This window comes from Xenorhabdus sp. BG5 (genome assembly GCF_015163665.1).
Classification (GTDB): Bacteria; Pseudomonadota; Gammaproteobacteria; order Enterobacterales; family Enterobacteriaceae; genus Xenorhabdus.
The window spans coordinates 25,211-38,425 of the sequence record NZ_JADEUG010000022.1; the positions used below are offsets into that span (position 1 = coordinate 25,211).

General features: G+C 39.2%; 12 protein-coding genes. 6 read left to right on the forward strand and 6 right to left on the reverse strand.

The features are described 5' to 3' along the window. Nucleotides 1-189 precede the first annotated feature (189 nt). Both IQ209_RS12255 and IQ209_RS12260 read right to left on the reverse strand, forming a co-directional pair. Nucleotides 190-1,755, reverse strand: coding sequence for a phosphoethanolamine transferase (locus IQ209_RS12255; RefSeq protein ID WP_193851567.1), 1,566 nt, complete (start codon nucleotides 1,753-1,755; stop codon nucleotides 190-192). A 96-nt stretch (nucleotides 1,756-1,851) separates the two neighbouring features. Beyond that, a complete protein-coding gene (locus tag IQ209_RS12260) occupies nucleotides 1,852-2,814 on the reverse strand; it encodes a polysaccharide deacetylase family protein (RefSeq protein WP_193851568.1) in 963 nt (320 codons plus the stop codon). A 202-nt stretch (nucleotides 2,815-3,016) separates the two neighbouring features. Here IQ209_RS12260 and rfaQ point away from each other — a divergent pair, with 202 nt between their 5' ends. From rfaQ to coaD, 6 genes are all read left to right on the forward strand, one after another. After that, a complete protein-coding gene (gene rfaQ, locus IQ209_RS12265) occupies nucleotides 3,017-4,087 on the forward strand; it encodes a putative lipopolysaccharide heptosyltransferase III (RefSeq protein WP_193851569.1) in 1,071 nt (356 codons plus the stop codon). Then, entirely contained in the window at nucleotides 4,084-5,214 is a 1,131-nt protein-coding gene (locus IQ209_RS12270) for a glycosyltransferase family 4 protein (RefSeq protein ID WP_193851570.1), read from the forward strand. Before rfaQ ends, IQ209_RS12270 begins: the two co-directional genes overlap by 4 nt. Beyond that, the gene (locus IQ209_RS12275; protein ID WP_193851571.1) at nucleotides 5,211-6,314 is read left to right on the forward strand and encodes a glycosyltransferase; all 1,104 of its coding nucleotides are present in this window, start codon (nucleotides 5,211-5,213) and stop codon (nucleotides 6,312-6,314) included. Before IQ209_RS12270 ends, IQ209_RS12275 begins: the two co-directional genes overlap by 4 nt. 103 nt (nucleotides 6,315-6,417) lie before the next feature. Further along, nucleotides 6,418-7,695, forward strand: a complete 1,278-nt coding sequence (gene waaA, locus IQ209_RS12280; protein ID WP_193851572.1) for a lipid IV(A) 3-deoxy-D-manno-octulosonic acid transferase — start codon at nucleotides 6,418-6,420, stop codon at nucleotides 7,693-7,695. Beyond that, nucleotides 7,695-8,504, forward strand: a complete 810-nt coding sequence (locus IQ209_RS12285; RefSeq protein WP_193851573.1) for a glycosyltransferase family 2 protein — start codon at nucleotides 7,695-7,697, stop codon at nucleotides 8,502-8,504. The genes waaA and IQ209_RS12285 overlap by 1 nt, the downstream gene beginning before the upstream one ends. After that, nucleotides 8,470-8,952, forward strand: a complete 483-nt coding sequence (gene coaD / locus IQ209_RS12290) for a pantetheine-phosphate adenylyltransferase (RefSeq protein ID WP_193851574.1) — start codon at nucleotides 8,470-8,472, stop codon at nucleotides 8,950-8,952. The genes IQ209_RS12285 and coaD overlap by 35 nt, the downstream gene beginning before the upstream one ends. A gap of 41 nt (nucleotides 8,953-8,993) precedes the next feature. Here the strand turns inward: coaD and mutM are convergent, their stop codons facing one another. The 4 genes from mutM to IQ209_RS12310 all read right to left on the reverse strand — a co-directional run bounded on the left by mutM (nucleotide 8,994) and on the right by IQ209_RS12310 (nucleotide 13,212). Continuing rightward, nucleotides 8,994-9,803 (reverse strand): bifunctional DNA-formamidopyrimidine glycosylase/DNA-(apurinic or apyrimidinic site) lyase, encoded by an 810-nt coding sequence (mutM, locus tag IQ209_RS12295; RefSeq protein WP_193851575.1) that lies wholly within the window; start codon nucleotides 9,801-9,803, stop codon nucleotides 8,994-8,996. A 125-nt stretch (nucleotides 9,804-9,928) separates the two neighbouring features. Continuing rightward, nucleotides 9,929-11,104: a glycosyltransferase family 4 protein gene (locus IQ209_RS12300; RefSeq protein WP_193851576.1), complete on the reverse strand. Its 1,176-nt coding sequence runs from the start codon at nucleotides 11,102-11,104 to the stop codon at nucleotides 9,929-9,931. Then, nucleotides 11,085-12,206, reverse strand: a complete 1,122-nt coding sequence (locus tag IQ209_RS12305) for a glycosyltransferase family 4 protein (RefSeq protein WP_193851577.1) — start codon at nucleotides 12,204-12,206, stop codon at nucleotides 11,085-11,087. The genes IQ209_RS12300 and IQ209_RS12305 overlap by 20 nt, the downstream gene beginning before the upstream one ends. A 16-nt stretch (nucleotides 12,207-12,222) precedes the next feature. Beyond that, nucleotides 12,223-13,212, reverse strand: a complete 990-nt coding sequence (locus tag IQ209_RS12310) for a glycosyltransferase family 9 protein (protein ID WP_193851578.1) — start codon at nucleotides 13,210-13,212, stop codon at nucleotides 12,223-12,225. Nucleotides 13,213-13,215: the final 3 nt, after the last annotated feature.

Sequence of the window (13,215 nt, forward strand, 5' to 3'; positions counted from 1 at the left end):
ATTTTAATTAAAACATTTTAATAAATGTAATAAAATTTCACAAATTGATAAAAACACATAACTAAAAATACACAACTAAAAATACAAATAAAATCAAAAAGTAACACCACTTTAGCCTGAGATAACAGAAGAACATTAATATATCTCAGGCACCAAAAATATCATCACTACTAAAAAAGCTAATTCTATTTATTTTTCATCTGGTAATGAATTATAATATTTTAAATTATTGTCAAAATCAATAATTTTAACTTCTTTACCACAGTCATCATTAGAAAAATATTTACAGTTACTATTGATTCTGGCTTCACTTACGCCTATCCACTCTGAATAAATAGATAAAAAATCAAATCCACTTATAAATTTATTAACATAGCTTCTATACCTACTATCATAAGATGTAATAAAGAAAGGAACTTGATAATTTTGTTTATATTTATCACTGTGAGTTAACCTTTTATCTCTTAACTTTTCATTATAAAAAGAAACACCATGATCTGAAAAATACATCATTGACCATTTCCTATTACTTTTATTAGCAGCATCAGAAACTTTTGACAAAAGTAGATCCGTATTTTTTATGCTTTGAATATAACACGACATATCTTTATTTAAGTAAAATTCATCATATTTTTCATTTGTTCTTTCACAATGATCCGCATGAGAACCGATCAAATGAACAAAAATTACCTTCTTCTTTTTATTATCATTCAACGCATTGATGACTTTTGGTAATAAAATGTCATCAGATAATTTAACATAATTATATTCTCCTTTGTTGGAAAAGAAATAATAATTTGCCTTTTGACCTATAGCACTGATACTTGTATCATATATACCTAACATTCCTTGGTTTGAAAGCCAATAAGTAAAATAACCACTTTTATTTGCTAACGATACTACATTATCATTTATTTTTAAATTATTATTTTCTTTAAGAGAGAAAGAGTTTGTTAATGATAATACAGTTGAAGAAGCAGCAGAAATATAATTATTAAATAATATTCCATTAGTTTTACTCATAAAAGGAGTATTGTCTAAGGGAAAACCATAACTGTTCATCATATCTTTTCTGACACTCTCCCCAATAACAACGATATAAGTATCATATTTGTTATTAGTTTTTCTTGATGGGTTCCAATCATCAGCTAAATTTAATATTCTATTTTGTTCTTCATATTGTTTTTTTACTTCTTGGTTCGACAAATATATTTCACAGAAAAATCTTATAGGTGGGAATCTAATTGATAACAAATCAAAATTATCATCCTTAACATAAACCTTTATCGGGTTATAAAAAACCCCAAAAAAAATAATAAAATAAGAAAAAACTATAATTCTTTTACTTTCTATTTTTAATGGAAACTTCAAATTTAAAAATCCAATAATTATGACAAGAATACTAGATAAAAAATAGTAAACAGGAATAGACTTAATAAATTCAAAACTTTCATTTTTATTTGTATAATACAAAGACAATACCGAATTAAAAGATGGAGGACCATAAATCAATCCAATAGGGAAATAAACCGAAGATACTATCAACAAAGATATAATACCAGCCTTAAATAAAAAATTAAATTTATTTAATAGAACAAGAATAAACATCAATAAAAAAGCATAAAAAGGTCTAAAACCATATCCTAAAGAAAAGTTCACCAAAAAACAAAACAAGGATAAAAATATAATTTTTCTTATAGGGAAATTATATTTTTTTAATAATAACAAGTATAAACTTAACAAAAAATCCAACATATTAAAAAACACCGCAAAATAGATTAATTTTTATCAAAAAATAATATTCAAAGAATGATTATACTCTCAGATAAGATACAGGCTCTCATTTTATATTTAGTTTCTAAGCAATTTTACTCGATAATACTCCCCCAACGTCATCCCTTGCATCAGTGGCTTCAAAAACTCAAACAGCTCTTCCAAATCCCGATAAAGCAGTTCAATTTGTTCTTCACTCTTAAACGTTGGACTCCCTCCCGGCATAAACTCAGACGAATGCAGCATAAACTCAACATAGTCACTACCATTAGTTAAAGTTTGTTGGATAACAGCTTTCATTTGCGCCAAATTCCCACCTTTTGGTCTCAGCCAATTAACCGATGGAGAACGCTGTTTTCCTCTCAATCGATCGTATTTCTGCTTAATAAAGTTCATAACCGCAGAGTGCTTATATTGAATACTCATTGGTACTTGCAATAACGATGAATCACCTTCTTTGGAAATATCTTGCAAATCCATAAAATAAGCCTGCTCAGGAAAACAGCTATAATCTGTTCCCCCATTTCCATTAGGATCTCCCTTGGTAAAGCTCCAATTAACTTTTGGTGTAACTGAACAGTCTACCTGATATCCATACTCTACTAATAATTGAGCGTAATACTCATTAAATGCCCAGCGACCAGCACGATGGCTCAGCATCTTAGTTTGGAGCTTATCTTCCAAAAGATGAGTCATTAAACTAACTTTCGCTTTTATTTGATCTTTAGGATACTCAATCAGATATGGCTTATAGCGCATATCATCGTCAGTGAGAGGAACAATGGGTGGATTATTCCAAGCATGTAAATGCATACCAATTTCACCCACATTTCTGGCAATCACATCCTTGGCAAATTCAATATAGCTATCATCCATTGCCATTTCATAGTTAGTTAACCAAACAGGCTTGAAACCAAAACGCTCACATAAACTCTGAAACCGTGGTAAATAATGCGTGTTTTTTGTTGAGATCTGACCACTATTTTGCCATAGATCATCACCTTCGGTGTCAATCGTGATAATAAAAGCGGGTAATGACATTGATATATACCAATATGTGACAACAATAATTGTCCTAATGGTACGCATAGTGCACAAAGAGCGCAATTAGAGAATACTGATTATCTATCTGATTGAACATAAACTCCATACAACACTAATCTTGGTTGGTGTACTTAAGATGCCACGCTATGATTTTTACATTAAGATCATCGTATAACCTCGATATACAAGAACCCAACAAATGATCTCAAAAAATAATAAAATCAAACGCATTCTGGTAATTAAACTACAACATCATGGAGATATGTTACTGATAACACCAGTTATCAGTACACTCACTCTCCACTATCCAGATGCAAAAATTGATGTTCTCCTTTATCAAGAAACCTCACCGATGCTAGAAAAGTCAGCAGAAATTTCCCGTATTTTTTCCATAGACCGCACGTGGAAGCAACAGGGCACAAGGAAGAAATTATTACATGAGTGGACACTGCTTAAGACATTGAGACGGCAACATTATGATTTAGTCATCAATCTTGCCGACCAATGGAGAAGTGCATTGATTTCGCGTTTTACCGGTGCACCTATCCGCCTGGCCCTTAGTTTCCCTAAACGACAAAATTGGAAATGGCGTTTATGTCATACTGAGGTTATACCAACAGATAACCATGAGTCATTGCATACAGTAGAACAAAATCTTTCTATTCTAAAGCCATTGCAATTTAATTCAATTATCACAAAAGTGACAATGAGTTATAGTAAAGACGATTTAAAATGGATAAAACAAACTCTCTCTAAGCATGGATTTTCAGAAAGATACGTTGTTGTTCAACCTACATCTCGATGGTTTTTTAAGTGTTGGGATGAAAAAAAAATGGCGCAAGTGGTTACTGCATTACAAAAAGATGGACACAGTATTATCATGACCTCTGGACCAGACCAAAAGGAATTAGAAATGGTAACCACCATCTTGTCACACTGCCCTGATGACAAAAAAAACATCCTTTCTCTGGGGGGAAAGTTAACATTGCCCAAACTTGCCGCTTTGATTGATCATGCTAAATTATTCATTGGCGTAGACTCAGTACCAATGCATATGGCCGCCGCCCTAAACACGCCCTGCATTGCATTGTTCGGTCCATCCAAACTGACATTTTGGAAACCATGGCAATCGGTTGGTGAGGTGATTTGGGCTGGCGATTATGGCAATATTCCACACCCAGATGATATAAAAACTTGTACAAACAAACGCTATTTAGATCTGATACCCACAGATGCCGTCATTTCAGCAGCAAGGAAATATATTTCATGAAACCATTACGTTTAGCCATTGTCCGTCAAAAGTATCGTCCAGATGGAGGCGCTGAACGTTTTATTTCAAGGGCTCTGGAAGCCTTAGAGCACCAACAGCTTGAACTGAATGTCATTACACGTTCTTGGCAAGGTGCAAGTAACCCAAATTGGCATATCCACCTGTGTGATCCCATTAAATATGGAAGAATTAGCCGCGAAAGCGGTTTTGCCAAATCAGCACGGAAATTATGGCAAAAAGCACAATTTGATTTGGTTCAAAGCCATGAACGCATTGCTGGCTGTGATATTTATCGGGCCGGAGATGGCGTCCATAAGCGCTGGTTACATCAAAGAACCCGTACCTTGCCAACATGGAAAGCACGTTGGTTGTTAAATGATCGGTATCACCGCTATGTTATGAATGCTGAGGCAGAAATGTATGCAGATCCGGCCTTAAAAAAAGTGATCTGTAACGCTAAAATGATAAAAAGGGAAATTATCGAAGAATTTGGTGTAGCCGAAGATAAAATCACTGTTATATATAACTCAATTGATAATACAAAGTTTTTTCCTGCTGATGAGCAAGCCCGCCTACAACTGAGACAACAATATCAAGTCCCTGCGACGGCAAGGTGCTTAGTTTTTGTTGGTTCCGGTTTTGAACGAAAAGGTTTATCTGCGGCAATCCAAGCCATCGCAAAGACAGATAGCTATCTATTAGTTATTGGTAAAGACAAAGAGCAGAAAAAATATCAGGCGCTTGCAAATACGCTAGGATGTACCCACCGCATCCGTTTTATGGGGTTACAAAAAAATACATTGCCCTTTTACCAGTTATCTAATGCTTTGCTACTGCCGACACTATATGATCCATTTCCTAATGTTATCCTTGAGGCTATGGCATGTGGTTTGCCCGTCATTACCAGCACAACATGTGGTGGGGCAGAATTCATCACCGAAGGGAAGAATGGTTTTATCTGTGATGCATTAGACATTGAAAAATTAAGGGATGCTGTTTATGGCATTCCTGATAACATATTCGGAACCGATATGTCTATTGCCGCCAGAAACCAAATAATCGCAGCAACACCTGAAAATTTATCCAAACAATTAATTAATCTTTATCAACGAGTTTTAACACAGTGAAAGAACATATCCTTTTTATTATTGATGGATTACCTGGGGGAGGAGCTGAAAATGTAACCCTTCGTCTTGCGGCTGGTTTGAGTAAATCAAACTACCAAATTTCATTACTTTCACTCAATACTCAATTAGATTACATCATCCCAGAAGATATTCATTACATCGTCAGCCCAGATGACTATCGAGGGATACTCAGAAAACTCAATGAGATAAACCGCAGGGCTAAAGCTATAGATAAAGTTTTATTTAAGCTTTTTCAACAAAAAGGTAAACCTGCACTTGTCATATCTAATCTACATAAAACTGACCGTATTGTAGTTAAATCCAAAGCACTGAAAAATTGCAATGTATGGCATTGTATTCACGGCATTTATTCTCAATCCTACTTAAGCAATAAAAGTGGCTTTTCTTATTGGCTTAAAAAAGAAAAAATAAGAAAAATTTATAAAAACAAAAGGGTTATCTGCGTTTCCAAGGCCGTTAGTCATGATCTGCTGAGCAATATCGGGATACAACCAAAACAGATAAAAACCATCTACAATCCCTTTGATTTTGAAAAAATAAAAGCACAGGCATCAGAAACCAATCCTTATCATGGGTTGAATTACATTTTGCATGTTGGGCGCTTACATCAAGTAAAACGCCAAGACCGATTAATAGATGCCTTTGCAAAGGCAAATCTCCCATGCAAGCTAATTATCGTAGGCCAAGGTTCCAAAGAAATAGAAGAACACCTTAAAGTAAAAATTGATGAGTACGGGTTAAATGATAAAGTCATTTTAGCTGGCTTCCACTCCAATCCACATCCCATTATCAATGAGGCAAGAGCGGTTGTGATAAGTTCAGACAGTGAAGGATTACCGACGGTATTAATCGAAGCATTAATTTGCCATATTCCTATTGTCAGTACAGATTGCCCTGGTGGTGTTAGAGAGATAATGACAGATCAATTGAAAAACTATCTGTCTAAACTAGACGCAGATTCTTTGGCAGAAAAAATACAGCTTGCTTACAATACGCCTCCACAAATTACAGATGAACTGTATGAAAAATTTGAGGCAAACAATATACAGAAGCAATATATTGAATTAATAGAAAAATAACATACAGAACACAAAACTATAGTTCAAGAGAAACTGCATTTACACACTTTCTTCAAGCCAATGTGGTACTATAACCGCAGTCTATGTCAGTGAATTTGATAGAATGTTGCTTCGCTTATATCAGGTACTTCTCTACCTTATCCAACCAATTATCTGGTTACGTCTGCTGCTGCGCAGCCGCAAATCACCTGCGTACCGCAAACGTTGGGGAGAACGCTATGGCTTCTGCGCTAAAAAGGTGGCACCAGGTGGGATCTTACTGCATTCCGTTTCTGTTGGAGAAACATTGGCTGCCATTCCACTCGTGCGGATCTTACGGCACCATTACCCTTTTTTGCCCATTACGATAACAACCATGACACCGACAGGTTCTGAAAGGGTTCTGTCTGCCCTGGGCAATGATGTTAACCATGTATACCTTCCCTATGACCTGCCAGGCTCAATGAACCGTTTTCTTGATCACGTCAATCCCAAGCTAGTGATCATTATGGAAACTGAACTATGGCCAAACCTGATTACTCAGTTACACCAACGGGAAATCCCGCTGGTTATCGCCAATGCGAGGCTATCAACCCGATCAGCAGTGGGATACCAGAAAATTGGCAACTTTATTAAGACCATTTTAAATAAAATCACATTGATTGCCGCACAAAATCAGGAAGATGGTGAACGTTTTATCGAATTGGGATTAAGACGCTCTCAACTCTCTGTAACGGGTAGCCTTAAGTTCGATATTTCTGTTACACCAGAACTCGCAGCAAAAGCCGTCACATTGCGCCGCCAATGGGCACCGCACCGCCCTGTATGGATAGCAACCAGTACCCATGATGGGGAAGAGACGATTATCCTGGACGCACATTGCAAGCTGCTTAAACAATTTCCTGATCTGCTGTTAATTCTAGTGCCTCGCCATCCTGAACGTTTTGGTAAAGCCGCTGAGTTAACCCAAAAAGCGGGATTAAACGCGATCTTACGCAGTGCTAACACTATTCCTGACACTAATGTGCAAGTGGTTATTGGCGATACGATGGGTGAATTAATGCTCCTGTATGGTATCGCTGATCTGGCTTTTGTCGGAGGAAGTCTGATAGAACGCGGAGGACATAACCCGCTGGAAGCGGCTGCCCATGCCATTCCTGTTATCATGGGCCCACACACATTCAACTTTAAAGATATTTGTGCCAAGCTGCATAAAGCGGATGGATTGATTACTGTTACGGATAGCCAATCATTAAGCTCAGCTATCAATAGCTTGCTGACAGATGAAGATTACCGACGCTATTACGGCCACCACGCCGCAGAAGTCCTGCATGAAAACCAAGGTGCTCTTCAACGCTTGCTAAAATTACTGGAACCTTACCTCCCTCCAAGGAGACATTGATGATTGCCAAAAAACGCCTGTCCGTTGTCATGATCACCAAAAATGCCGCTGATGTGATTGCAGATTGTCTGCTTTCTGTGAATTGGGCGGATGAAATCATCGTCCTGGATTCCGGCAGTACCGATACAACTTGCCAAACAGCCAGCGAAATGGGGGCTAAAGTCTACTCAAATACCCAATGGCCTGGCTTCGGGCGGCAACGGCAGCTCGCGCAATCCTATGCCAGCGGTGATTACATCTTTATGATTGATGCCGATGAACGCGTAACACCAGAACTAAAAGCATCCATTGAACAAGTCCTGGCCAATCCTGATGACAATAAAGTCTATAGCTGCGCACGCCTCAATCTATTTATGGGGCGATTCATGAAACACAGTGGCTGGTATCCTGATAGGGTTATTCGCCTTTATTGCCGTGAACGTTACCAATACAACAACAATCAGGTTCACGAATCCCTTGATATTCAAGGCGTATCTATCGTGACGCTAAGGGGAGATCTGCGTCACTTGACCTGCCGTAACCTGATGGAGTTCCAGCAAAAACAATTAAATTATGCAAGAGATTGGGCGAAGCATCGCTACGAGCAAGGCAAAAAAACCCGTTATTTTTCTATAATAAGCCATACGCTGGGCGCATTTTTCAAAACCTGGTTATTAAGGGCAGGTTTTTTGGATGGTAAGCAAGGCCTGATATTGGCAGTTGTAAACGCCCAGTATACATTCAACAAATACGCTGCACTTTGGGAAATGACTCAAACAAAGGGTAAAAACCACGATGAAAAGAAAAGCGATTTATCCCGGCACCTTTGACCCAATCACTTACGGTCATCTTGATATTGTGACTCGTGCTGCAAACATGTTTGACCATGTTTTACTGGCTATTGCCAATAGTGACAGAAAAAGTCCCCTGTTCAGTTTGGAAGAGCGTGTCACGTTGGCAAAAGAAGTCACCGCTCATATGGAAAATGTCGATGTGGTTGGGTTTAGCGAACTGATGGTTAATTTTGCCAAAAAACAGCAGGCTAACATCTTAATCCGCGGAGTTCGTTCTGTTTCCGATTTTGAATATGAATGGCAACTTGCCAATATGAATCGACATTTTATGCCTGAGCTGGAAAGTGTCTTTTTATTGCCTTCCCAAACCCTGTCTTTTGTTTCATCATCCTTAATCAAGGATGTTGCTCGCCATGATGGCGACGTTTCATCCTTCCTGTCAGAGCCAGTTTCACAGGCAATGCTAAAGAAACTGGGTAAATAATACCTTATGCGGGGCAATTATCCTCTGCCCCCATTCGGTGTTTAATGCTGGCACTGACGACAGAAAAATGTACTGCGTTGCCCCAATTTTACACACTCGATTTTCTCACCGCATACAGGACAAAGTTCACCTTTCTTGCCATAGACAAACAACTCCTGAGCAAAATATCCCGGTTTGCCATCAGATTGCAGAAAATCCTTCAGTGTCGTTCCGCCTTGCTCAATGGAACGACGTAAAATCTGTTTGATTATATCGACCAATAGATAAGCTTCTTGCTGCGTTAATGAATGCACGGGGCGTTCAGGCAAGATATGTGCAACAAACAACGCTTCGTTGGCATAGATATTCCCAACACCAACAACAACTTTGTTATCCATCAACCAAGATTTGATAGCCGCTTTCTTGTTGCGAGAAACCGTGTAAAGGTATTCGCCATCAAACTGCTCAGAAAGAGGCTCAGGACCTAAATGAGCCAGCACGGAACACGCTTTGAGATTGTCACTCCATAACCACGCCCCAAAACGTCGGGGATCGGTATACCGGAGAATTTTGCCATCAGCCATAACCAAATCAACATGATCATGCTTTGCCGGAGGCTGTGCATCCAACAAGACACGCAAACTGCCAGACATTCCCAAGTGGATAATAATCCAGCCCTCCGGCAACTCAAGCAATAAGTATTTTGCCCGCCGTTGAACACTCAACACTGGTCGGTCTGAAAGCGTCATGATTTGCTCGGAAACAGGCCAACGCAAACGTGCATTTCTGACCTCAGCATATTGGATCACATTACCAACCAAGTGAGGTTCAATCCCCCTGCGACTGGTTTCTACCTCTGGTAGCTCCGGCATACCTACTCCTTGAATAAATTATCTACGATATTGTTCTGAGAATATTGGATCTAAGCAGATTACAATACCGTTTTCATGTATCATTTGCAGCCAGATTTGATTGAGATAACAGGGAAAGAGACTCACTAAGACAATCTTTCCGCTATCACGCCCATAATTAACTCCGCACGCTGATCCCAGTTAAAACGTTCTGCAACCAGCCGTTGAGAATAGTCAACTTTCGCCATCATTTCAGCGGGATGATTAATCAGCCATTGAATTTGTTCAGCAAAACTCGCTGCATTTTCACTATCAGCAAAATTTACCGCGTTTTCATCAACGGCATCACGAATGGAAGGGAAATCAGAAATAACCACAGGCTTACCCATAGCCATATATTCAAACAGCTTGAGAGGAGAGGTATAGCGACTGCCAATACTGGTTTTCGTCAATGGCAGAACACAAATATCACTGCCAGCAATAACCTGAAAGCGTTTTCTGGGTTGGACAAAACCAAGGAAATTAATTTTATTACTTACACCAATCTGTTCAGCAATCTGTTTCAATCGCTCAATTTGTTCAGTGGTACCACCAGCAATGTTCAGTTCAACGTTATCCAGGTAAGACATGGCTTTCATTACCGTTGGGAGGCCTTTCCAACGATGTAAGCTACCCAAATAAAGCACCTTTTTAGGAAGAGCTCTGTTGGGCTCGCTGCCAGCAAGCGTCTGCTTCGCAGATTCAACCGCCAACATATCAACCCCATCGGGAGCCACAACGATTGGTGTTTCGACACCGTATTGCTTATAAATATCTTCTCGTAATAGTGAAGTAAGGGCAAAAACAACCTTAGAACCCGCATAAACCTGCTGTTCAATTTTTCTCAGTTTATGATACTTACGTTGGTTTCTACGATTGAGCAAATCATGGGATTCTCTAAACGACTGAGAAAATACTTCATGGCTTTCAAAGAAATGAGGAATATCCGAATGATTACACAGCAGGTAATTCGCCATTTTAATATTGCGGGTAAAAAGGGCATCAACTTGATGCTCTTTAAGCCAGCGCGAAACCTGCAAATAAAACAGTTTCTGAGTATTTAACGGGAAATACCATTTTCTACGTATATCGTGCAGGGCGATTAGCTCCACAGAAGGCGACAATGACCTTCCAAGAATTTCCTCAACTTGGCTTTGGCCTTTTGGGGTAATCAGGAAAACACGATGCCCCTGACGAGCAAAAGCGTCTACATTCTGCAAAATTTGTAGTGACGCAACCCGATAATCAGGTACAGGATAAGGATCAATATACGCAATTTTCATTATTTTTTATGGCGTTCAATAAACGGCTGGCAGAATGTTCCCAAGTGTACATCGTTTCAATTCTCTGGCGGGCAGATTTCCCCATCTTTTCTCCTCTATCCGGCAAAGATAAAAGATGATTTACCGCCTCCGCAATAGCCATAGCATCACCCGGTGTCACCAAAATACCAGCACTACCTTCATTACCAACCACTTCCGGTATTCCGCCAATATAGCTGGCAATCACAGGGCGTCCACATGCCATCGCTTCGGCAATAGTAATACCAAATGCCTCATCACCAATACTGGGGAAAACACCGGCATCACCCGCCGCATAAAATTCAGGTAATTGATCATGACCAACTGGAGGATGAAAAATGACGGATTTTTCTAGTTGCAAAGCAGAAACTCGCTTTTTAAGCAATTTCAAATCCTCACCTTCACCAATAATCAATAACTTTACATCCTTGTCCCGCAATAAATCCATTGCATCAATGGCGATTTTCATGCCTTTCCAACCAACCAACCTGCCAGCAAACGTTAACAGAAACGTTTTCTCATTGATACCTAATCGAGTTCGGACATCCGAGCCAGATGGTTTGAATTTATCGATATCTACCCCATTATAGATGACGCTCGGAAATTGCTTGAAATGATGCTGAATCTGCCAGGCATTAAAATGGCTACATGCAACCCATGCAGATATTTTTTTACCTAATACCCGATCCCCTTTAAAAAAACTGGTTCCACCACTCATATAACAAAACCGGGTACGAGATGTTTCAGGCATCATTCTGGGCCAGAAAAAATCAAAAGGCTTGGTTAATATGACCCAATCAAAATTTTCAGCAATCACTGTTGCACGGGCATGACGGGCAAAAGAATAACGTTCAACAATACGTTGGAAGCGACGTCCAATGTTAAGCACCCGTTCTCTGGGAATAAATGGAAAAGTATGAATAGAGATATTTCTTTCGCCTAATTCAGGCTGAACATTGCCAGTACCACTGAAAATATGGACTTCATGCCCCGCATCTGTCAGCGACTTGGCTAACTCCCAAACAGCGGTTTGAATGCCGCCGTACGACATGGTAACAGTAACATCGATAAATCCTATCTTCATTGGGTGTATTATCCTTTCATTCATTTTTCAGCAAGTACTGAACAGAATGCCAGACTTGATCTACCGATATTGCTGACATTGTATCTTGACGCGTTGCCTGTCGATAATCTACAGGATGTTCAATGACCACTAATTTTGGATGTTGCTGAGGTGCGAGAAAACGCCCTGGATGAAAACTATGATACAGAGCAACCATTGGTATTCCCAAGGCCCCAGCCAGATGAGTTGTTCCAGTATCAACGCCCACATACAAATTAAGTTGACTCATGATTGCCGCGTTTTGCCGCATCGTCGTCTTACCCGCCAATGACGAGCATCTGTTTGTGCCCAATTTCTCAGCCAGCATTTGTGCACTATCTTCACCATCTTTACCGCCTAACAGCAAAATATGCGCATGCGGATAATCGCGATAAATATGTTGAGCTAATTCGTAAAAATGTTCTACAGGCCAATCACGATAAGCTTTTGCAGGAAAACTCTGTAACTGAAAACCAATTCTTAATTGTCGTTCTATTCCTTGCCGTTGAAGAAAATCTCTGGCGTATTCCGCTTCATACAAGCTTACATTATACTGCAAACGCCAATTACTCACTTCAACCCCAAGTGAATCGATTAACAACGCCCTTTCCTGTTGGGCAGGCATAAGTTCGCCAGGCCTTGCTATAGCATACTCATTTGGTTTTTTACCCGATATTTCCGAAAAATAAACGGCCAAATTTGCTACACGTTTGGCATACTGCAATAGGGATTTATCCTGGCCATAGACTAATGCCAGATCATAGTGCCGACGAGAAAACCAGCCACACCATTTAGCTTTACCTTTTGAAAAATCTTTCAATTGATTAATTAAATCGATATTTTCAAGGATTTCTTTCGTTTTTTTATGCACAAATATATCAATATTTGCCTCCGGCCACTTTTCTTTCAGGGCACGAATAACCGGAGTTATTAGTAAGGTGTCACCAAAACGGGCAATATTGATGATGAGAATATTTTGGGGTTGCATAAT